The sequence below is a fragment of the Amycolatopsis sp. A133 genome (assembly GCF_031082405.1).
GTDB lineage: Bacteria > Actinomycetota > Actinomycetes > Mycobacteriales > Pseudonocardiaceae > Amycolatopsis.
Genome location: NZ_JAVHJU010000008.1, coordinates 24,488 through 45,846, shown reverse-complemented (window position 1 = coordinate 45,846; position 21,359 = coordinate 24,488). Strand labels below are relative to the sequence as shown.

Genomic DNA, 21,359 nt, shown 5'->3' with positions numbered 1-21,359 from the left:
TTGCGGTTCGGCCGGTGTGGACTTACTCGGCCGCCGAGAACGTGACGGTGGGCACCTTGCGCGCGGCCGCGCGGGTGGCGGGCTTCGGCTCTGCGGCCTTCTTGGTGCGCGTGGGCTTCGCCGGCTCGGCCTTCGTGGTGGCTTTGACCGCGGTGGCCTTCGCCTTGGCGGGTGCGGCCTTGGTGGTGGTGGCCTTGGCCGGGGCTGCCTTGGCGGGAGTGGCCTTCGCGGCCGCCGGCTTCGGGGTGACCTTGGCGGGGGCTGCTTTGGCGGCCGCCGACTCCGGGGTGGCCTTCGCCGGCGCGGGCTTCTTCGGTGTGGTTTTGGCCGGTGTGGTTTTGGCCGGGATGGTCTTGGCCGGGGCGGTCTTCTCGGCGCCGGGGACGATCCGCGGCCGGTTCTTGCGGCCGCCGGTGCGGCGGCCGGCGTCGGCGTAGCGCTGCAGGAATTCGCGCAACGCCCCGGCGTTGGCGAAGGAGAGGTCGATGTCGTAGTCGATGCCGTCCAGCCCGAAGCCGACGGTCTCCGCCGCGGGCTCGCCGGTCAGATCATCCAGCACCCGCACAGCCGTGTTCCTGGCCACGACAAACCTCCCGTGCTCGAACGTGGTGTTCGCGCGCACCGGGTCCGACGGCACCCGGTGCCGCCGATAACTTGCAGCTTCCTGACGGAGGATAACCGCTGGCTTGCGCGATCCCGCGTAGTGGTGTGCGCTGAACCCATGTCTGGACAGACTTTTGACGTAGTGGTGATCGGTGCGGGTCCGGTGGGGGAGGTGGCCGCCGAACGAGCGGCTCGCGGAGGCCTGAAGGTCGCCCTCGTCGAGCACGAACGCTTCGGCGGCGAGTGCTCCTACTGGGCCTGCATCCCGAGCAAGGCGTTGCTGCGGCCGGGAAATCTCCTCGCCGCGGCGAAGCGGGTGCCCGGGGTGCCGGTCGGCGACCGGATCGACCCGGCGGCGGTCTTCGCGCGCCGTGACTGGTTCACCGGCAAGGGCGACGACTCGGGACAGGTCGACTGGGCCCGCGGGGCGGGCATCGAACCGGTCCGCGGCCACGGCGTGCTCACCGGCGAGCGGGAGGTGACCGTCGACGGCGACCGCGTGCTGACCGCGCGGCACGCGGTGATCGTCTGCACCGGCAGCGTGCCCAGCAAGCCGTCGATCCCCGGCCTGGACACGATCCGGCCCTGGGGTTCGCGCGAAGCGACGTCGGCGTCTTCGGTGCCGGGCCGGCTCGGCGTCCTCGGCGGCGGCGTGGTCGGCGTCGAGATGGCGCAGGCGTTCGCTTCGCTCGGCTCGGAGGTCCACCTGGTGATCTCCGGCCCGCGGCCGCTGCCGCGCAACGCCGAATTCGCCGGCGACCTCGTGCTGGCCGGGCTGCGCGAAGCCGGCGTCGAGGTGCACACGGATTCGGGTGTTTCGAAGGTCGCCGCGGGCGAGTCCGGGACGACGTTGACGCTGAAGGACGGTTCGACGCTGGTCGTCGACGAGTTCCTGGTGGCGACCGGCCGCCGTCCCGCGACCGCCGGGCTCGAGCGCTTCGGCATCGAGCCCGGGCACCCGCTGGAGACCGACGACACCGGCCGGGTGTCCGCAGTGGACGGTGGCTGGCTGTTCGCGGCCGGCGACGTCACCGGCCGGGCCCCGCTGACCCACCAGGGCAAGTACGGCGCCCGCGCGGCGGGCGACACGGTGGCGGCGCTGGCCGCGGGCACGCCGGTGTCCACGGAGGCGTGGAGCCGGTTCACGGCCACGGCCGACCACCACGCGGTGCCGCAGGTGGTGTTCACCGACCCGGAGGTGGCCGCCGTCGGCCTGGCGGACGCGCGCCCGGGATCGGCGGACCGCGTCGTCGACATCGACATCGCGGTGGCGGGCTCGTCGCTGCACGCGGACGGCTACACGGGCAAGGCCCGGATGGTCGTCGACACGGAGCGGAACGTGCTGCTCGGCGTGACGTTCGTCGGCCAGGACGTCTCGGAGCTGCTGCACTCGGCGACGATCGCCATCGTCGGCGAGGTGCCCCTGGACCGGCTGTGGCACGCGGTGCCGTCGTTCCCGACGATCAGCGAGGTGTGGCTGCGGCTGCTGGAGGCGTACGGGCTCTGAGGTTCACCGCGCGGGCAGGTCGAGGGCGGCTTTCGCGGCCCTGACCAGGCCGGGATCGTCCGGAGTGGACGATCCCGGCGCCCAGACGGCCTGCACGAGCCGGACGGAGGACCCGTCGAGCTTGCTGGCGTAGGCGGCGTTTTCGAACCGCGGGACGGCGGTGGCGCCCCACTGGCCGGTCTCGCTGGCGAGGTCGAGGACCCCACCGCCGCCCGGAGTGTCGGCGACGGCCTTGAAGGCGGCGGCCTGCGCGGCATCGGGGAATTCGACGACCCCGACGGTGACGGCGGCGGCCCGCCCGTCGACGGTGGCGGCGTAGCTGGCGCGCCGGACGCCGGAGCAGCTGGTTCGCTGCAGGCTGGCCTGGGCATCCCCGAAGGCGTGCGAGGCACACCGCTGATCCCCATCGGCGGTCCGGAGAGCGAACTGAAGGCTCCGCACGGGAGCGGCGGCGGAGGTGCTCGGCGACGGCTGGGTCGCGGGGGTGGGCGAGGGGGAGGGCGCGGCGGCGGTGCCGTCCCCGGTGGTGGCCACGGCGATGGCGGCGACGACCAAGGCGACGAGAGCCGCGATGGCGCCCAGGGGGAGCCAGCGGACGGTCCGGGAGGTCGCGGGGGCGGGGGCGGGGGCGGGGGCGGGTTCGGGCCGGGGACGCGGGAAAGGCGACGGCAGGGGAGGCTGGGTGGTGGCTTGGGTCGGCTCGGGCTCGGGCTCGGCGGGTTGCGGGGCGGGGTGTTCGGGCGTGGCGGGTTCGGGAGTTGCCGGTGCGGGTTCGGTAGAGCTCTCGGGGGCCAAGGCCTCGGTGCCGGGGAACACGGGCCGCGCCGGGGCATCCGCGGGTCGGGCTGGTTCTTCCCGGGCAGGCTCCGGCAGAACTTCGGTGCGTTCCGCTTCCGCATCGGCGGGTGAAGGAGCGGCCGCGGGAGGCTCCGGATCGGCTTCGGTGGGCGGCTCCGGCTTGGCTTCGACCGGAGCGGGCGCTGCCGCAGCGGCAACCGCCGCCACCGTCCCAGCAGGAGCCGGAGCGACCACCCCCGGTGCCTGCGCCGTCACTCCCGCCGCGCCATCGTCCCAAAGGGACTCCGGTGGCGAGTCGTCCGTGAAGCGGCTGAAGCCCTCTCCGAGCAGCACCTCGTCCGGAATCTCCGGGGCCGATGGCGCCAGCCCGTGGATCAGTGCCCGCGCCTGGTCCACCGACCGGGGACGGTGGGCCGTGGCCAAGGACACCGTGGCCGCCAGCATCGTCGTCGGTGTCGGGTGCAGTACCCGGACCGGGCCCGCCAGGTCCGCCGGCGGCTGGTCGACCGTCTCCACGTACGGGCCCACCGCGATGATCGTGGCCACCGGGGCCGTTCCCGGGACCAGGGACGCTATCCGCTTTTCGCACGCCTGGGAGAGGTCCAGGGCCTCCGTGGCCGGGTTGATCGCGTCTTCGTCCGCCACCAACGGCCAGCCGTCCGCCTTCCACGGGCCGCTCAGCGGGGCTTCCAGCCTGAGGGCCGGGTCCGGGAGGTCCACCCCGATCACGATGAGCACCCCGTGCGGGAGCACCACCACCGCCTCGATCGGGCGGTCGCCCGCCGAGCCGCCGATGCCGACGCCGACCAGGGCGATGCCGCCGATCACGGTGCTGCCGCGGCCCAGGGACGCCAGTGCCGCCCGGATGTCGTCCGCCACCCGGGACTGCTGCCGCTCCAGGCGCACCAGTCGCACCGCAATCCCTCCCTGGCTCGTCGTTCCGGGTCAACACGCTAGCGCGCGCCGCGCAACGAACCGTGCGACACGGGGACTCGGAGCCGCTTGCCCTCCGAAAGTGTGCCGCGGGTGACTTGTGGTGTTCATGTGGCCAAACGGCACGGTTGGGGTGCAGAATGTGCTACAACGCATCGGAGGCGGCATTCGGGAGCCGCGCTGAGGCCGCGCTGCAGCTCGGAGTAGGGCGTAGGGGAAGACGTCCCTCGTCGAGCAAGCGGAGGTAGCAGTGAGCACCCGTGGCAGCACCCGAGGTGTGGTGTACGTCCACTCGTCGCCGTCTGCGGTGTGTCCGCACGTCGAGTGGGCCATTTCGGGCACCCTGGGTGCCCGCGTTGACCTGAAGTGGACGGCGCAGCCGGCCAGTCCGGGTCAGCTTCGCGCCGAGTGCGGATGGCGCGCGCCCGCGGGCACCGGCGCCAAATTGGCGGCCGCGCTCAAGGCGTGGCCGATGATTCGGTTCGAGGTGACCGAAGAGCCCAGTGCGGGCGTCGACGGCGAACGGTTCTGTTTTGCGCCGGGCCTCGGCCTGTGGCACGGCCGGACCAGCGCCAACGGCGACATCGTGGTGGGCGAGGACCAGCTGCGCGCGCTCGTCACCATGACCCGCGGCGGCGAATCCCTCGCGCACAAGCTGGACGAGCTCCTGGCCGCGAGCTGGGACGAGGCCCTCGAGCCCTTCCGCCACGCGGGCGACGGCGCGCCGGTGACCTGGCTGCACCAGGTCGGCTGAGGCACGGGCGGGGGCCGGTACGCTTTCCGGCGTGACCACCCCCGCCCCCAGCTCTCGCCAGCGCTGGCTGGTGCCCGTCGTGGTCGTGGTGCTGTCCGTGACCGTCGGTGGCGGCCTGCTCGCGCGCGAGCTCTACCGCCGTCCCGACCAGCCCGCCGACGACACGTCCGTCGCGGTGTCGACGCCGTCCACGTCCACCGGCGGCGAACCGGGCCCGGCGGACGACGTCCGGATGTCCGACGATGCCCGGGCGCACCCGCAGGCCGAAGCCGTTCAGCGGGTCCTGCGCAGGTACTTCGAGGCCATCAACAGCAAGCAGTACGCGCAGTGGACGACCGTGGTCACCGACGAGCGGGCGGCGGGCCAGCCGCAGGGCGACTGGAAGAAGGGCGTTCGCACCACAAAGGACAGCGACGCCCTCGTCTACCGGATCGAACGCTCGTCCGGGAACTCGCTGCGCGTCCTGGTCGGGTTCACCAGCCGCCAGGACCTCGCCGACGCCCCGCCGTTCTTCCGCGAGCCCTGCATCAAGTGGCGGCTCGTCATGCCGATGGTGATCGAGGACAAGGCCCTGAAGATCGCCGCCGTCGACGGCGGACCGCCGCCCGAACACGAGAAGTGCTGAACGCGGAGAAGGGCCCGGCCGGAGCCGGGCCCTTCTTCACGTACTGGCGAAACTCACGCCGTCGGGGTGAACAGCAGCGCGGTGTTGTGCCCGCCGAACCCGAACGAGTTGCTGATCGCCGCGGTCAGCTCGACCTTGCGCGGCTCGCCCGCGACGACGTCCAGCTGCACCCGCGGGTCCAGGTCCGTCAGGTTCAGGGTGGCCGGCACCAGGCCGTGGTAGAGCGACAGGATCGTGATGATCGCCTCGACCGCGCCGGCGCCGCCGACGAGGTGGCCGAGCGCGCCCTTCGGCGCCGTCACGACCGGGTGTTCCCCGACCGCGTTGCGGATCGCCGCCGCCTCGCCGATGTCACCGACCACAGTGGACGTCGCGTGGGCGTTCACGTGCCCGATGTCCGCGGCGGTCACGCCGGCCATCTTCATCGCCGCGCGCATGGCGGCGATCTGGCCGATGCCCTCGGGGTGGTTGCCCGTGATGTGGTAGGCGTCCGAGGTGATGCCGTGCCCGGCGAGCGTCGCGTAGACGCGCGCTCCGCGGGCTTTCGCCAGGTCCGCGCGCTCCAGGATGACCACGCCGGAGCCCTCGCCGAGGACAAAGCCGTCGCGGCTCGCGTCGAACGGCCGCGACGCGCGCGCCGGGTCGTCGTTGCGGGTGGACACGGTGCGGGCCTGGGCGAACCCGGCCAGCGTGATCGGGTGGATGCACGCTTCGGCGCCTCCCGCGATCACGACGTCGGCGCGCCCGGAGCGGATCATCTCCACGCCACTGGCGATGCCTTCGGCGCCCGAGGCGCAGGCCGAGGCCGGGGAGTGCACCCCGGCCCGCGCCTTGAGGTCGATGCCCACGTGCGCGGCCGGGCCGTTCGGCATCAGCATCGGCACGGTCAGCGGCGACACCTTGCGGAGACCCTGCTGGTGCAACAGGTCGTTCTGGGTGAGCAGGGTGACCGGGCCGCCGACGCCGGTGCCGATCGACACGCCGAGGCGGTCGGGGTCGACGTCGGTGTGCTCGTCGGTCGGCTCGCTGTACCCCGCGTCGGCCCACGCCTGGCGGGCGGCGATCAGCGCGACCTGCTCGCAGCGGTCCAGCCGGCGGGCCTGCACCCGCGGCAGGACTTCCGAGGGATCGACGGCCAGCATGCCGCCGATCTTGACCGGTAGCTGCAGCTCCTCGACCCAATCGGCCTCGATCGCGCGAACCCCGCTCGCCCCGGCCAGCAGACCGTCCCAGGTGGACGTCACGTCCCCGCCGAGCGGTGTGGTGGCGCCGAGACCGGTGATCACGACGTCGATGTTGCTCATGGGAGTCTCCTCAAGGAGGGAAGGCCTTACTTGGAGTTGGCCGACACGTAGTTCACGGCGTCGCCCACGGTCTTGAGGTTGGCGAGCTCGTCGTCCGGGATCTTGACGCCGAACTTGTCCTCGGCCTGCACGGCGATCTCGACCATCGACAGCGAGTCGATGTCCAGGTCGTCCACGAACGACTTCTCGGCGGTGACGTCGTCCTGAGCCACACCGGCGACCTCTTCGACGATCTCGGCGAGGCCGGCGAGGATCTCAGCGTTGTCAGCCATGGGGTAGTTCCCTTCTCGGTCCATCTGGGGGTCTGGGCCCGTCGAGCGAGTGCCCGCGGGGAGCGTAACGGTGGTCAGGGGCAGATGAACGCCTGCCCGGCGTAGGACAGGCCCGCGCCGAACCCGACCGCCAGCACCACGTCGCCGGGCTTCGCCGTCCCGGCCTTGCGCATGTGGTCCAGCGCGAGGGGGATGGACGCCGACGAGGTGTTGCCGGAGTACTTGATGTCGTCGGCGACGACCATTTCGTCGCGGGCGCCGTTGGCCCGCAGCTTCTTGGCGATCGCCTCGACGATGCGCAGGTTCGCCTGGTGCGGGATCAGCACGTCCACATCGGACGGCTTGAGCCCGGCGACCTCCAGCGCCTGCATCGCGATCGGCGCGATCTTCGTGGTCGCCCACCGGAAGACCGACTGGCCCTCCTGGTAGATGTACTTGTCGTCGCGCATGTAGATCAGGTCGACCAGGTCGCCCGCGCTGCCCCAGGAGACCGGGCCGATCTGCGGCTCGTCGGACGCGCCGACCACCGCGGCGCCCGCGCCGTCGGCGAAGATGATCGCGTTGGCCCGGTCGGTCGGGTCGACCGAGTCGGTGAGCTTCTCGGCGCCGATCACCAGGACCTTCTTCGCCGAGCCCGCCCGGATCAGGTCCGAAGCGACACCCAGGCCGTAGCAGAACCCGGCGCACGCGGCGTTGAGGTCGAACGCGCCGGGGCTGGGGATGCCGATCCGGGCGGCGACCTGCGCGGCGGCGTTCGGGATGAGCGTCGGCATCGTGCAGTTCGGCAGGATCACCGTGTCCACTTCGGACGGGTCGACGCGGGCGTCTTCCAGCGCGGCCTTGCCGGCGGCGACGGCGAAGTCGGTCAGCGACTCGTCCTTCTCGGCGAACCGCCGCTCGACGATCCCGACGCGCGACTGGATCCACTCGTCGGTGGTGTCCATGATCTTCGAAAGGTCGTCGTTGGTGACGATCTTCTCGGGCTGCGCACTGCCGATGCCCAGCACGCGGCTGCCGCGGGAGCCGGGGTTGAGGCTCAAGACGGGTCGGTCGGTCACGAGGCGTCCTCCTGGCGCAGCGCCGCCAGCTCGGCCGGCGTCTTCAGCGCGGTGATAGTGGTGACGACGCCCTTGAGCTGCCGCTTGACCAGGCCGGTCAGGGTGCCCGCGGGCGCGAGTTCGATCGTGTGGGTGACGCCGAGCGCGGTCAGGCCCGCCATCGTCAGGTCCCAGCGGACCGGCCGGGTGACCTGGGAGACCAGCCGGTCCAGGTACTCGGCGCCGCTGGTGACGACGGCACCGTCCGCGTTGGACAGCAGCGGGCGGACCGGGTCGGCCGGGGTCAGCTCGGCGGCGTGGGCGCGCATCGCCTCTTCGGCGGGCGCCATGTACCGCGTGTGGAACGCGCCGGCGACCTTGAGGGCGCGGATCTTCGTGCCTTCGAGGGGCTCGGCGACGATCTTCGCGATCGTGTCGGCGGCGCCGGAGGCGACGATCTGCCCCGCGCCGTTGCGGTTCGCCGCGGTCAGGCCCTGCTCTTCGAGCCACGCGACGACCTGCTCGGGGTCCCCGAGCATGACCGCGGCCATCGACGTCGGTTCCAGCGCGCACGCCTTCGCCATCTCGGCGCCGCGGACGGCGGCGAGCGCGACGGCGTCCGCCGGCTGCAGCACCCCGGCGATCGCGGCGGCGGCGAGCTCGCCGACGGAGTGGCCGGCGACCGGCGCGTCCGCGGGCACCGGCGCGGTGGCCTGGAGGTGCTCGAAGGTGAGCAGTGACAGCGCCACGATCAGCGGCTGCGCGATCGCGGTGTCCTGGATCTCGTCGGCGTCCGCCTCGGTGCCGAGGCGGAGCAGGTCGAGCCCGGCGCGCTCGGACCACTGCGCCACGCGCTCGCGTGCGCCGTCGAGGTCGAGCCAGGGCGTGAACATGCCGGGGGCCTGGGACCCCTGACCGGGAGCGAGGACTGCTGCTGTCACCCTTCAAGACAACACGGCGAGCGGGCCTTCCGGGGATGCCGACGCTCACAGTGTCTGCGCGGCGTCTTTGTCGGAAACCTCCAAAGACGCGCCGCAGAAGCTCGCGCGTAACCCGGAAGCCTTGTCGGGTTCAATCACCTTTCGCTGTTAAGTCCATCACGTGACGCCCGTCTCGGGAAGGGTCGGTCCTGCGGGGTGAGCAGGACGACGGGGATGACACGATCGGTCTTCCGCGCGTACTCCTCGTACAGCGGGAAGATCTCCACCATCCGGGGCCAGAGGACTTCGCGTTCGGCGGGGGAGGCGATCCGGGCGCGGGCGGTGAACCGGCGGGTGCCGGCCTGGACGCCGACGCTCGGCTCGGCCACGAGGTTCTTGAGCCACGCCGGGTCCTCGTCGGCGCCGGCCTTGGACGCGACGACGACGAAGTCGTCCCCCGCGGTGCCGTAGATCAGGCACGTGCGCCGGGGCACGCCGGTCCGGCGGCCGGTCGTGGCCAGGATCAAGGTGTGCACGCCGTTCGACTCGTGGCCCTCGGTGCCGCCGGAGCCCAGGTACGTGCGGGTCTGCTCGGCGACCCAATCCCACTGCGAGTCGGTGGCGCGGTCGAGGTCGTCGGCGACGGCCATGGTGGGTCCTTTCGTGGGGGTCAGCGGAGCTTTTCGGCCAGCGCGACGATGAGGCCCTCGGGTCCGCGGACGTAGCAGAGCCGGTGGCTGTTCTCGTACTGCACGAGCTCGCCCAGTAACTCGGCGCCGTGGGCGCGCACCCGGGCGAGGACGGCGTCGATGTCCTCGACGGCGAACATGACGCGGCGGAAGCCGAAGGCGTTGACCGGCGCGTCCGGCCGGGCGGGCGCGGGGGCCGCCGGCGCGTGGAACTTCATCAGCTCGAGGCGCCCGTGGCCGTCCGGGGTCCGCACCACGGCCAGGTCGCACCGGACGCCCTCGAGTCCGACGAGGACATCCACCTCCGGACCGCCGACCGTGGCCTCGCCCTCGAGTTCCAGGCCGAGGTCGACGAAGAACGCGAGCACCGCCGCGAGGTCGTCGACGACGATGCCGATGTTGTCGATGCGCCGGATCGTCATGGTTCCTCCTGGGCCACGCGGCCCCGGTGGCCGCTCGTGTCCCCGGGACGGAGCCGGTGCGCGGTTCTCGACATCCGCCTGCTCACCAGAGCCCGCGGGCCCTCGCCAGCCGCCCCACGGTCAACGCGATCCGCAGGACCAGCGCGTCGCGCGGGTCGGCCGGCCGGCAGCCCGTCAGGTCGGCCGCCTTCCGCAGCCGGTACCGGACGGTGTTCGGGTGGACGAACAGCGTCTTCGCGCACGTCTCCAGCACGCCGCCGCTCTCGAGGTAGGCCTCCACCGTCCGCTGCAGGGTCGGGCCCGCCTCTTCGAGCGGGCGGGCGATCGTGTCCACCAGCAGGCGTTCGGCTTCCGCGTCCCCCGACAGCGCGCGCTCGGGCAGCAGGTCCGCCGACCGCACCGGCCGGGGCGCGCCCGGCCAGCCGACCACCGCCCGCAGCCCCGACAACGCCTCCGTCGCGCTGTGGTGGGCCTCCGCCAGCGTCGGGACCGTCGGGCCGGCGACGACCGGGCCCTCGGCGAACGCCACCGACATCCGGGTCAGGATCTCCCGCTCCTTCACCCCGCCCTCGGTCGGCCCGCCCACCACGACCACCAGCCGGGAGCCCTGCACCGACAGCAGCACCGGCCGCCCGACGCGGGCCGCGCGGCTGCGGACCTCGAACACCACCGTCGGCGGGTCCTCCGACGGCGGGTTGCCGACGAGCACGGTCGCCGCCGCGGTCGGGTCCCAGCCCAGCGCCGTGGCCCGCGAGAGCACCGACTCCTCGGCGTCGCCGCGGACGATGCCGTCGACGACCAGCGCCTCCAGCCGGGCGTCCCAAGCACCGCGCGCCTCCGCGGCGGCGGCGTACGAGTTCGCCGCCGCGAACGCGATTTCCCGGCCGTAGCGCAGGATTCCTTCGATCAGGGCGGCTCGTTCCGCTTCATTCGCGGCGAAATCGGGCAGCTGCTCCTCGAACACCTCGATGGCCAGCCGCACCATGCCGACCGCCTGGCGCAGGCTGATCCACCGCGACAGCTCGGCCGGCGCGTCGCGGAACGCCTCGGTCGTGAGCTTCAGCGCTTCCTTGGAGTCGCGCAGCCAGGAGACGAAGCCGGCGGCCCCGGCCTGGGTGATCAGCAGGACGCTCGCGCGCTGGTCGGCGGGCAGCCGGGCGAACCAGGTCAGCCGCCGCTCCATCACCGCGATGCTCGCGCTCGCCAGGCTGCCGGACGCGTGTTCCAGCCGCCGGAGCGTCTTCGCGGACAGTCCGTGGTGCTTCGGCACCCGGCGCGGGGCGGTGGTTCCATCCATGGCGGAGGCGATCCTACGTGCCCGCAACTTTGGTAGGCCCTCGCGGCAACGCGCGAGGGTAGGCGGGGCGTGTAGGGACTGCCTAGGATCGGGGCCTCACACGAACGGGGGAACCGGAATGACCGGTTTAGAAATCGACGGGATCTCCAAACGCTACGGCGACGTGGTCGCCCTGCGCGAAATGACGTTCGACGTCCGGCCGGGGGAACTGTTCGGCTTCGTCGGCAGCAACGGCGCCGGGAAGACCACCACCATGCGGATCGCGCTCGGCGTGCTGTCGGCCGACGGTGGCGAAGTCCGCTACGACGGCGAGCCGGTGACGCACGAAACGCGCCGCCACATCGGGTACATGCCGGAAGAACGCGGTCTCTACCCGAAGATGAAGGTGGCCGAGCAGCTGACGTACCTCGCGCGGCTGCACGGCATGCCCGCGGCCGACGCGCGGGCGTCGGCGGAGAAGTGGACCGAGCGGCTGGGCGTCGCCGGCCGCCGCGACGACGAGGTGCAGAAGCTGTCCCTCGGCAACCAGCAGCGCGTCCAGCTGGCCGCGGCGCTGGTGCACGAGCCGCGGATCCTGGTGCTCGACGAGCCGTTCTCCGGCCTCGACCCGGTCGCGGTCGACGTGATGAGCCAGGTGCTCAAGGAGAAGGCGGCCGAGGGGGTGCCGGTCGTGTTCTCCAGCCACCAGCTCGATCTGGTGGAACGGCTCTGCGACCGCGTCGGCATCGTCCGCAGTGGACAGATGGTGGCCGTCGGCACGGTCGGCGAGCTGCAGGCCGGCGGCGCGGTGCGGCTGCGGGTCGACGTCCCCGAGGCCGGGGACGGGTGGGCCGAGGGCCTGCCCGGGGTCAAGGTGCTCGGCCGGACGGGCCCGGTGACCGAGCTCGAGCTGGGCGAGGGCGCCGACGACCAGGCCGTGCTCAAGGCGGCGCTGGCCACCGGGCCGGTCCGCGAATTCGCCCGCGAGCAGCCGTCGCTGACCGAACTGTTCCGCTCCGTCGTCACGACCGAGGAGGTCCCCGCGTGAACACCCCGGTCCCGGACGTCCGGATGAGCCCCACGGCCGCCGTCGGCCTGGTCGCCTCCCGCGAAATCGGCACCCGCGTGAAGTCGAAGGCCTTCCGCGTCAGCACCGTGATCATGCTGCTGCTCATCGTGGTCGGCATCGTGCTGATCAAGCTGATCGCCGGGGGCGGCGGCGCCGACTCGACCGTCGGCTACACCCCGGCGACCGCCGGGCTCTCGGCGCCGCTGAAGACGGGTGGCCAGGCGATCGGCGTGACCATCGACGTCACCGCGGTCGCCGACGAGGCCGCCGGGCGCGCGAAGCTGGCCGACGGCTCGCTCGACGCGCTGCTCACCGGCGACGGCAAGAGCGTGCACGTCCAGGTGAAGAAGGACCTCGACGGCAATCTGAAGGACGTCGTGCAGGTGCTGTCCCAGCAGGTGGCGGTCAGCCAGCAGATCACCGCGCTGGGCGGGGACCCGGCCCGGTTCCAGGCCGCGGTCGCCTCGGCGAAGTTCGTCGAGGACCCGCCGCTGGAGCAGCCGTACGACTACAACGGCCAGCAGCTCGTGCTGGGCATCATCGCCGGCATCCTGATCTACCTGTCCCTGATGATCAACGGCCAGACCGTCGCGCAGGGCGTCGTCGAGGAAAAGACGTCGCGGGTGGTCGAGCTGCTGCTGTCGACGATCAAGCCGTGGCAGCTGATGGCCGGGAAGGTGCTCGGCATCGGCGTGGTCGGGCTGGTCCAGATGGTGGTCATCGGCGTCGGCGGGGTGGTGACCGGGCTGGCGACGGACGTGCTCACCATTTCCGTCTCGGCGGCCGTGGGCACCGTGGTCTGGCTGGTCGTGTGGTACCTGCTGGGGTTCTTCATGTACTCGATCGTGTTCGCCGCGCTCGGGGCGCTGGTTTCGCGCCAGGAAGACGTCGGCGGCGCGACGATGCCGGCCCTGATGTTCGTGATCGCCGGATACGTGATCGGCATTTCCGCGCTGCCGTCGGATCCGGGCAACACGTTCGTCGAGGTGCTTTCGGTGATTCCGGTGTTCTCGCCGACGCTGATGCCGATGCGCCTGGCGATGGGCGGCGTGCCCGTTTGGGAAGCGGTGGTGTCGGTGGGGCTGGTGGTGCTGCTGATTCCGGTGCTGATCTGGCTCGCCGCGCGGATCTACCGGAACGCCGTCATGCGCACCGGCGCGAAAGTGAAACTGCGCGACGCCCTGCGCGCTGCCTGACGTTTTGCGGCTTTCGCCCGGCCCCGGCCGGTTCTTCGCCCGGTAATGCTCGAGGCCGCCCGGCGCTTGCGGTTTACGCTGCGCCGGACGGCCTCGTCTCCCCGGTCCCCACCGGTAGAACCAGTATGGCCGCCGGTGATCATTGCGCGCCAGTCGTCTCACTCGATCGTGGGGCGCACGACTTGCCGCCGCGGCGTACCTGATCAACGATCCGGTGCAAAAGCCGTGGAGGGAGTCGGTATGGGCCAGCAACTTAAGGACGGGCTCGGGCAAGCGTGGGCGATGGTGGCCACGTTCGTGCCGAAACTCGTCGGTTTCCTGATCGTCCTGCTGATCGGCTGGCTGATCGCGAAGGCCGTCTCGAAAGGGCTGGCGCTCGTCCTCGGGAAAGCCGGCTTCGGCAAACTCGTCGAGAAGACCGGCCTGAGCGGAAAGGTCGGCCGGCAGAAGTTCGACGCCACCGCGATCCTCGTCAAATTGGTGTATTACTTCATTCTGCTGATCGCGCTGCAGCTGGCGTTCGGCGTGTTCGGGCCGACCAACCCGGTGAGCCAGCTGCTCAACGAAATCATCGCGTTCCTGCCGCGGATCGTGGTGGCACTGGTGCTCGTCGTGGTGGCCGCGGCGATCGCGAAGGTGGTGCGCGACGTCGTCGCGTCCGCGTTGTCCGGCCGCGGGGCGGCGCGCCCGCTTTCGGTGGCGGCGTACTGGCTGATCATGGCGTTCGGCATCATCGCGGCGCTGGGCCAGGTGAACATCGCGACGGCGATCACCGGCCCGATCCTGATCGCGGTGCTGGCGACGATCGGCGGCGTGATCGTGGTCGGCTTCGGCGGCGGCCTGATCAAGCCGGCCCAGGACCGCTGGCGCGGCTGGATGGCGAACCTGGAGCACCAGCTCGAGACCCCGGCCCAGCGCACGGGCGAGATGAGCACCGGTCCCGCGGCCCCGCGGGCGACGGCCGGCGTGGACAGCACCCCGACATCGCCGGTCGGCACCCCGCGCCCGCAGGGCTGAGCGGAGGGAGCGGGACGGGCCCGGCGGACGAGGAAGCCGCCGGGCCCTTCCGCGGTCCGGGATGTTCCGCCGGTCACAGTCTCTGGGGAATGCGTCCGCCCGGGAGCATGTTGGGAGCGGTAGGACGAAAGGGGCGTGCCGTGGACTTCCTGCTGCACCACGGAATCACCGTGCTCGGCCAGTGGATCTCGATCGCGGAGCTCGCCGGGCAGGTGTTCGCGCTCGCTGTTGTGTTCCTCGCGCAGCGGCGCACCCTGTGGACGTGGCCCGTGCAGGTCGGGGCCACCGTGCTGCTGTTCGCCGTCTACGTCTCCGCGCACCTCGGCGGGCTCGCCGCGCGGCAGGTCGCCATCCTCGCCATCTCCGTCTACGGCTGGTGGGCCTGGACGCGCCGCCGGGATCCGGTGTTCGGCGTCGTCGTCCGCAAGGGCCGGCTCGCCGAACGGCTCGCGATGGCCGGCGTCTTCGTCGTCGGCACCACCGTGATGGCGCTGGTCCTCGACGCCCTGCACGCGTCCTGGGCACCCTGGCCGGACGCCGCCATCTTCGTCGGCACCCTCGTCGCCTTCGGGGCGCAAGGGCTCGGGCTGGTCGAGTTCTGGCTGGTCTGGCTGGCCGTCGACGCGATCGGCGTGCCGCTGCAGATCTCGTCCGGGCTGTACTTCTCGGCCGCGATCTACATCGTCTTCGCCGGGCTCGTCGTGCACGGCTGGTGGAGCTGGAACCGCTCCGCGAAGCGCGTCGCGGCCTCCGCCGGGGTCATGGCAGCATCCAGCTGAGCACCGCCGTGCTCTGACCCCACACGATCAGGCACATCACGAGCAGCAGCCCGATGCTCCACGGCAGCACCTTCCGCAGCAGCTTCCCCTCTTCGCCGGGCAGGTTCGCGGCCGCACAGGCGATGGTGAGGTTCTGCGGCGACACCATCTTGCCGAGGACGCCGCCGGAGCTGTTCGCCGCGGCCAGCAGGTCCGCCGGCAGGCCCGTCTGGTGCGCCGCCGTCACCTGCAGGGCGCCGAACAGCGCGTTCGCCGAGGTGTCGGAGCCCGAGACGGCGACGCCGAACCAGCCCAGCACCGGCGAGAGGAACGCCAAGCCGGCGCCGGCGGCGGCGATGAACGTGCCGATGGTGCTGGTCTGGCCGGACAGGTTCATGACGTAGGCGAGCGCGAGCACGCCGGTCACGGTGAGGATCGCGAACCGCAGCTCCTTGACCGTCGCCAGCCATTCCCGCGCGGTGTCGCCCGCCTTCACCGCCAGCAGCGCCGCCGTGATGACGCCGGCCAGCAGCACGAGCGTGCCGCCGGTGTTGAGGAACGGCAGCGAGAACGTGTTGCCGGACACCGGTTTCCCGTTCGGCGCGGCGACGTTCAGCCCGGGCCAGTGGAACTTCCAGGTCGCCTTGTCCAGCAGCTTCTTGATCGGCGGCAGCACGGCGATCGAGAAGATCACGATGATGAGCAGGTACGGCAGGTACGCCTTCACGACGTCGTCGCGCGAGTCTTCCGGCGGCGCTTCGGCGGTCGCCGTCCCGCCGGTGCCGATCCGGACGGCTTCGGGCACCGGGCGCCGGGTCTGGGGGAGCGCGACCAGCGCGGCCGCGCCGGCCAGCGCCGCGCCGATGTCGGCCAGCTGCGGCGACACGTAGTTCGAAGCGAGGAACTGCACCAGCCCGAACGCGACCCCGCACACGAGCGCGGGCAGCCAGGTGTCCTTCAGGCCGCGTTTGCCGTCGACGATGATCACCAGCAGCAGCGGCACGACCAGGGCCAGCAGCGGCGTCTGGCGCCCGACGATCGACGAGACTTCCTGCAGCGGCAGCCCGGTGACCTGCGCCAGCGTCACGACCGGCGTCCCCATCGCGCCGAAGGCGACCGGCGCGGTGTTCGCGACCAGCGCGACGACCGCGGCCTTGACCGGGTGGAACCCGACGGCCACCAGCATCACGGCGCTGATCGCGACCGGCGCGCCGAACCCCGCCAGCGCCTCCATGAGCGCCCCGAAGCAGAACGCGATGATCAGCGCCTGGATGCGCGGGTCGTCGGAGATCCGGCCGAACGAGCGGCGCAGCACGTCGAAGTGCCCGGTCCGCACGGTGAGCCGGTAGATCCACAGCGCGTTGACGACGATCCACATGATCGGCCACAGCCCGAACGCGGCGCCCTGCAGCGCCCCGGAGACGGCCTGCACGACCGGCATCCCGTACGCGGCGATGCCCACGACGAGCGCCACGAGCAGCCCGATCAGGGCGGCGTGGTGCGCCCGCATCCGGACGGCACCCAGCAGCACGAGCACGGTGGCCAGCGGCAGCACGGCGACGAGCGCGGACAGCCCCAGCGAGCCCAGCGGCGTCAGATCCTGCACGAACACGGGCGACCTCCGTTTTCCACGATGCGAAAACGGCCTTTCGGCGAGTGTCCGAGATCTTCGTCACAAACCAGGCGGTCCGTCAAGAAGTTGAGACCGGTTGGCCCAACGGGTCAGGCGGTAACCCGGAGCCCGAGTTACGGCTTCGGCTAACGCAGGGTGGCGTGGGAGGGCTTCAGGTCGGCGAGGGTCCGGACGCCGAGCAGCTGCATCGTGCGGACCATCTCCGTGCGGAGGATGTCGACGCAGCGCTGGACGCCGCGCTCGCCGCCGGCCATCAGGCCGTACAGGAACGCGCGGCCGATCAGGACCGCGTCCGCGCCGCGGGCGATCGCCGCCACGATGTCGCCGCCGGAGAGGATGCCCGTGTCGATCCAGACCTCCGCGTCGCCCTGGATTTCGTCCAGGACCGCCGGGAGCAGCTCCAGGGGGGTCGGCGCGCGGTCGAGCTGGCGGCCGCCGTGGTTGGACAGCAGCACCGCGTCCGCGCCGTGCTTCACGACGTCGCGGGCGTCGTCGACGTTCTGGACGCCCTTGACCACCAGCTTGCCCGGCCAGGTGCGGCGCACCCAGTCGAGGTCGTCGTAGTTCAGCGTCGGGTCGAACAGCTTGTTCAGCAGCTCGGCGACGGTGCCGTCGAAGTGGTTGAGCGACGCGAACGTCAGCGGCTCGGTGGTGAGCAGGTTGAACCACCACGCCGGGTGCGTCGCCCCGTCGAGGAACGTCTTGAGCGTCAGCGCCGGCGGGATGGTCAGGCCGTTGCGGACGTCCCGCAGCCGCGAGCCGCCGACCGGCGTGTCGACCGTCAGCATGAGCGTGTCGTAGCCCGCGGCCCACGCCCGATTCATCAGATCTTCGCCGGCGCCGTGGTCGCGCCAGACGTAGAGCTGGAACCACTTGCGGGCGCCCGGCGCGGCTTCGGCGAGGTCTTCGATCGACGTCGTCGCCATCGTCGAGAGCCCGACCGGGATGCCGGTGCGCTCCGCGACGCGGGCCACCGCGCGCTCGCCCTCGTGCTGCATCATGCGGGTGAAACCGGTGGGGGCGAAGGCGAAGGGCAACGCCGAGGTCTTCCCGAGGATCTCGCGGGTCGTGTCCACATCGGACACCCCGCGCAGGACGTTCGGGTGGAACTCGATGCGCCGGTACGCCTGCCGGGCGCGGAGCAGGCTGTCCTCGAGCTCGGCCGCGCCGTCGGTGTAGTCGAACGCCGCCCGCGGGGTGCGCTTGCGCGCGATCATCCGCAGGTCGGCGACGGTGTGCGCGTTCGCCAGCCGCCGGTCGGTGGGGTTCAGCACGATCGGCTTCGGCCGCAGGATCTGCTGCAGCTCACTCGGCCTCGGCAGCCGGCGCTTCGTCACCTTCATCAACTCCCTGCGTGTAACGGGACCCGGCAGACATCAGATGTCTGCCGGGTCCCGAACCTAGCACTTCGGCTCTAGCGCCGAGTCACGCGTTGCCGGATTCCGACGTCTGCGGCCCGGCGGCCGAGATGTCGTCGAGCCGGTACTTCGTGGCGGCTTCGAGGACCTTCGCCGAGTCGACCTCGCCGCGCTTGGCCAGGATCGACAGCGCGCCGACCGTGATCGACTCGGCGTCGACCAGGAACTTCCGCCGCGCCGCCGGGCGGGTGTCGGAGAAGCCGAACCCGTCCGTGCCCAGGGTCAGCATGTCGGTCGGCACGTACGGGCGGATCAGGTCCGGCACCGCGCGCATCCAGTCCGACACGGCCACGACCGGGCCGTTGCTGCCCGAAAGCGCCTCGGTGACGTACGGCACGCGCGGCTCGCTGCCCGGGTAGAGCAGGTTGTCGTGGTCGATTTCGACGGCTTCGCGCCGCAGCTCGGTCCACGACGTCGCCGACCACACCGCGGCCCGCACGCCCCACTCCTCGGCCAGCATCTTCTGCGCCTTGAGCGCGTCCGGCATCGTGACGCCCGAGACGAGGACCTGCACCTCGGGGCCGTCGCCCTCGGGGGCCTCGGCGTACTTGTACAGACCCTTGAGCAGGCCGTCGACGTCGAGGTTCTCCGGCTCGGCGGGCTGCTGGTACGGCTCGTTGTAGATCGTCATGTAGTAGAAGACGTTCTCGCCGTTGCCGTCCGGGCCGGTCTCGCCGTACATCCGGCGCAGGCCGTCCTTGACGATGTGCGCGATCTCGAACGACCACGCCGGGTCGTAGGCGACCGCGGCCGGGTTCGTCGCGGCCAGCAGCAGCGAGTGCCCGTCCGCGTGCTGCAGACCTTCACCCGTCAGGGTGGTCCTGCCGGCGGTGGCACCGATGACGAACCCGCGGGCCATCTGGTCGGCGGCGGCGTACAGGCCGTCACCGGTCCGCTGGAACCCGAACATCGAGTAGAAGATGTAGATCGGGATCATCGGCTCGCCGTGCGTCGCGTACGACGTGCCGACGGCGGTGAACGACGCGGTCGAGCCCGCCTCGTTGATGCCCTCGTGCAGCAGCTGGCCCTTCTCGGACTCCTTGTAGGCCAGCATCAGGCTCGCGTCGACCGACGTGTACGTCTGGCCGTGCGGGTTGTAGATCTTCGCCGTCGGGAACATCGAGTCGAGGCCGAAGGTGCGGGCCTCGTCCGGGATGATCGGGACGACGCGCTTGCCGATCTCGGAGTCCTTCGCCAGCTCGCGGACCAGCCGGACGAACGCCATTGTCGTGGCGACCTCCTGCTTGCCGGAGCCCTTCCGGATGCCCTCGTAGACCTTGTCGCCGGGCAGGACGAGCGCCTTGGCGGACTTCGGGCGGCGTTCCGGCAGGAAGCCGCCGAGCGCCTTGCGGCGGCCGATCAGGTACTCGATCTCGGGCGAGTTCGCGCCCGGGTGGTAGTACGGCGGCAGCTTCGGGTTGCGCTCGAGCTCCTCGTCGCTGATCGGGATCCGCTGGGAGTCGCGGAACAGCTTCAGGTCGTCGAGGGTGAGCTTCTTCATCTGGTGCGTGGCGTTGCGGCCCTCGAACGCCGGGCCGAGGCCGTAGCCCTTGATGGTGTGGGCCAGGATCACCGTCGGCTGGCCGTGGTGCTCCAGCGCCGACTTGTAGGCCGCGTACACCTTGCGGTAGTCGTGGCCGCCGCGCTTGAGGTTCCAGATGTCGGCGTCGGAGAGGTCCTTGACCAGGTCCTTCGTCCGCGGGTCGCGGCCGAAGAAGTGCTCGCGGACGAAGGCGCCGTCGTTGGCCTTGTACGTCTGGTAGTCGCCGTCCGGCGTCACGTTCATCAGGTTGACCAGCGCGCCGTCGCGGTCGGCGTGCAGCAGCGAGTCCCACTCGCGGCCCCAGATCACCTTGATGACGTTCCAGCCGGCGCCGCGGAAGTACGACTCCAGCTCCTGAATGATCTTGCCGTTGCCGCGCACCGGGCCGTCGAGCCGCTGCAGGTTGCAGTTGATCACGAACGTCAGGTTGTCGAGGCCTTCGCCGGCCGCGACGTGGATCAGGCCGCGGGACTCGGCCTCGTCCATCTCGCCGTCACCGAGGAACGCCCAGACGTGCTGGTCGTCGGTGTTCTTGATGCCGCGGTCGCGCAGGTAGCGGTTGAACCGGGCCTGGTAGACGGCGTTCATCGGGCCGAGGCCCATCGACACCGTCGGGTTCTCCCAGAACTCCGGCATCAGGCGCGGGTGCGGGTACGACGGCAGGCCGCCGCCCTCGCCGGCGTGCGAGAACTCCTGGCGGAAGCCGTCGAGCTGCGACTCGCTCAGCCGGCCCTCGAGGAACGCGCGGGCGTAGATGCCGGGGGAGGCGTGACCCTGGATGTAGATCTGGTCGCCGCCGCCGGAGTGGTCCTTGCCGCGGAAGAAGTGGTTGAACCCGACTTCGTACAGCGCGGCGGAGGAGGCGTACGTCGAGATGTGGCCGCCGACGCCGACGCCGGGGCGCTGCGCCCGGTGCACCATGATCGCCGCGTTCCAGCGGATCCAGGCGCGGTAGCGGCGCTCGATGTCCTCGTCGCCGGGGAACCAGGGCTCGTTCTCGGTGGGGATGGTGTTGACGTAGTCCGTCGAGGTCAGGGCCGGGACGCCGACGTTCCGCTCCCGGGCCCGCTCGAGGATGCGCAGCATCAGGTATCGGGCCCGCTGCTGACCGCCCCTCGCGAGAGCCTCGTCGAAGGAGTCCAGCCACTCGGCGGTCTCCTCCGGGTCGATGTCGGGCAGGTGCGCCGCCAGTCCGTCACGGATGACGCGTACGCGTGCCGGGGTCTCCTTGCGGGAGGCGCCGTCATTCTGCGGGGCCAAGGGGTCTCCTTGCGAAAAGTTGTAGCCGGTGGTGCTCGTACGCGGGGGTGTACGACTCTCCATCGTCGTCTTCCGTCCCGGCTTCCGCACCGCTACTTGGCGGTAACATGGGCCGACCCGGTCGAGCCACTCCCTGCGCGCGGTGTATCGCGCGCGCGTTTTCTTCCTCCCCACCCTAGGGGACGACCCCCGGAGGGGTGGCAGAGCGGGGGCGCGAGGTACCCGAAACGCCCTCGCGGGGGGCCGGTCGCGGGCCGTATCCTGCGACACGAGTTGTCACAGATCCGGTGTGGACGGTTGCGCGCGGAGCCTCACCAGTGTTCGC

The 21,359-nt window shown here is 71.5% G+C and carries 19 protein-coding genes; 7 read left to right on the top strand and 12 right to left on the bottom strand.

Going from position 1 to position 21,359, the window contains the following annotated elements; translation table 11 throughout:
- Positions 1–22 precede the first annotated feature (22 nt).
- Positions 23–583 (bottom strand): histone-like nucleoid-structuring protein Lsr2, encoded by a 561-nt coding sequence (locus Q5425_RS10715; RefSeq protein ID WP_308671996.1) that lies wholly within the window; start codon positions 581–583, stop codon positions 23–25.
- A gap of 138 nt (positions 584–721) precedes the next feature.
- Between Q5425_RS10715 and Q5425_RS10710 the strand changes: the two genes are divergently transcribed.
- The gene (locus tag Q5425_RS10710) at positions 722–2,110 is read left to right on the top strand and encodes an NAD(P)/FAD-dependent oxidoreductase (protein ID WP_308671995.1); all 1,389 of its coding nucleotides are present in this window, start codon (positions 722–724) and stop codon (positions 2,108–2,110) included.
- Between the two features lie 3 nt (positions 2,111–2,113).
- Here Q5425_RS10710 and Q5425_RS10705 read toward each other — a convergent pair whose 3' ends face one another.
- Complete coding sequence (locus Q5425_RS10705) at positions 2,114–3,823, bottom strand: hypothetical protein (protein WP_308671994.1); 1,710 nt, start codon at positions 3,821–3,823, stop codon at positions 2,114–2,116.
- Between the two features lie 268 nt (positions 3,824–4,091).
- Between Q5425_RS10705 and Q5425_RS10700 the strand changes: the two genes are divergently transcribed.
- Both Q5425_RS10700 and Q5425_RS10695 read left to right on the top strand, forming a co-directional pair.
- Positions 4,092–4,595 carry a DUF3145 domain-containing protein gene (locus Q5425_RS10700; RefSeq protein WP_206786553.1) on the top strand — a complete coding sequence of 168 codons (504 nt, stop codon included), beginning with the start codon at positions 4,092–4,094 and terminating at the stop codon, positions 4,593–4,595.
- A gap of 31 nt (positions 4,596–4,626) precedes the next feature.
- On the top strand, positions 4,627–5,220 hold the full coding sequence (locus Q5425_RS10695; protein WP_308671993.1) for a hypothetical protein: 594 nt from the start codon (positions 4,627–4,629) through the stop codon (positions 5,218–5,220).
- Positions 5,221–5,273: 53 nt separating this feature from the next.
- Here Q5425_RS10695 and Q5425_RS10690 read toward each other — a convergent pair whose 3' ends face one another.
- The 7 genes from Q5425_RS10690 to Q5425_RS10660 form a co-directional block, all read right to left on the bottom strand.
- Positions 5,274–6,524 (bottom strand): beta-ketoacyl-[acyl-carrier-protein] synthase family protein, encoded by a 1,251-nt coding sequence (locus tag Q5425_RS10690; RefSeq protein ID WP_308671992.1) that lies wholly within the window; start codon positions 6,522–6,524, stop codon positions 5,274–5,276.
- A 26-nt stretch (positions 6,525–6,550) separates the two neighbouring features.
- The gene (locus tag Q5425_RS10685; protein ID WP_004559006.1) at positions 6,551–6,796 is read right to left on the bottom strand and encodes an acyl carrier protein; all 246 of its coding nucleotides are present in this window, start codon (positions 6,794–6,796) and stop codon (positions 6,551–6,553) included.
- Between the two features lie 74 nt (positions 6,797–6,870).
- Entirely contained in the window at positions 6,871–7,854 is a 984-nt protein-coding gene (locus tag Q5425_RS10680; RefSeq protein WP_308671991.1) for a beta-ketoacyl-ACP synthase III, read from the bottom strand.
- The gene (locus tag Q5425_RS10675) at positions 7,851–8,774 is read right to left on the bottom strand and encodes an ACP S-malonyltransferase (protein ID WP_308671990.1); all 924 of its coding nucleotides are present in this window, start codon (positions 8,772–8,774) and stop codon (positions 7,851–7,853) included. Before Q5425_RS10675 ends, Q5425_RS10680 begins: the two co-directional genes overlap by 4 nt.
- A gap of 134 nt (positions 8,775–8,908) precedes the next feature.
- Entirely contained in the window at positions 8,909–9,403 is a 495-nt protein-coding gene (locus tag Q5425_RS10670) for a nitroreductase family deazaflavin-dependent oxidoreductase (protein ID WP_308671989.1), read from the bottom strand.
- 20 nt (positions 9,404–9,423) lie between these two features.
- Positions 9,424–9,864 carry a VOC family protein gene (locus Q5425_RS10665; protein ID WP_308671988.1) on the bottom strand — a complete coding sequence of 147 codons (441 nt, stop codon included), beginning with the start codon at positions 9,862–9,864 and terminating at the stop codon, positions 9,424–9,426.
- Positions 9,865–9,946: 82 nt separating this feature from the next.
- On the bottom strand, positions 9,947–11,161 hold the full coding sequence (locus Q5425_RS10660; RefSeq protein WP_308671987.1) for a helix-turn-helix domain-containing protein: 1,215 nt from the start codon (positions 11,159–11,161) through the stop codon (positions 9,947–9,949).
- 118 nt (positions 11,162–11,279) lie between these two features.
- On the opposite strand from Q5425_RS10660, the gene Q5425_RS10655 reads away from it, so the two are divergent.
- From Q5425_RS10655 to Q5425_RS10640, 4 genes are all read left to right on the top strand, one after another.
- Positions 11,280–12,188 carry an ATP-binding cassette domain-containing protein gene (locus tag Q5425_RS10655; RefSeq protein WP_308671986.1) on the top strand — a complete coding sequence of 303 codons (909 nt, stop codon included), beginning with the start codon at positions 11,280–11,282 and terminating at the stop codon, positions 12,186–12,188.
- A 23-nt stretch (positions 12,189–12,211) separates the two neighbouring features.
- Positions 12,212–13,405 carry an ABC transporter permease gene (locus Q5425_RS10650; RefSeq protein ID WP_308672214.1) on the top strand — a complete coding sequence of 398 codons (1,194 nt, stop codon included), beginning with the start codon at positions 12,212–12,214 and terminating at the stop codon, positions 13,403–13,405.
- Positions 13,406–13,645: 240 nt separating this feature from the next.
- The gene (locus tag Q5425_RS10645) at positions 13,646–14,422 is read left to right on the top strand and encodes a mechanosensitive ion channel family protein (RefSeq protein WP_308671985.1); all 777 of its coding nucleotides are present in this window, start codon (positions 13,646–13,648) and stop codon (positions 14,420–14,422) included.
- Between the two features lie 140 nt (positions 14,423–14,562).
- Positions 14,563–15,201 carry a nicotinamide mononucleotide transporter family protein gene (locus tag Q5425_RS10640; protein WP_308671984.1) on the top strand — a complete coding sequence of 213 codons (639 nt, stop codon included), beginning with the start codon at positions 14,563–14,565 and terminating at the stop codon, positions 15,199–15,201.
- Here Q5425_RS10640 and Q5425_RS10635 read toward each other — a convergent pair.
- The 3 genes from Q5425_RS10635 to aceE form a co-directional block, all read right to left on the bottom strand.
- A complete protein-coding gene (locus Q5425_RS10635; RefSeq protein WP_308671983.1) occupies positions 15,182–16,792 on the bottom strand; it encodes an L-lactate permease in 1,611 nt (536 codons plus the stop codon). The two genes, Q5425_RS10640 and Q5425_RS10635, sit on opposite strands and share 20 nt — an antisense overlap.
- Before the next feature lie 146 nt (positions 16,793–16,938).
- On the bottom strand, positions 16,939–18,150 hold the full coding sequence (locus Q5425_RS10630; protein ID WP_308672213.1) for an alpha-hydroxy acid oxidase: 1,212 nt from the start codon (positions 18,148–18,150) through the stop codon (positions 16,939–16,941).
- 88 nt (positions 18,151–18,238) lie between these two features.
- Positions 18,239–21,034, bottom strand: a complete 2,796-nt coding sequence (aceE, locus tag Q5425_RS10625) for a pyruvate dehydrogenase (acetyl-transferring), homodimeric type (RefSeq protein ID WP_308671982.1) — start codon at positions 21,032–21,034, stop codon at positions 18,239–18,241.
- Positions 21,035–21,359 lie beyond the last annotated feature (325 nt).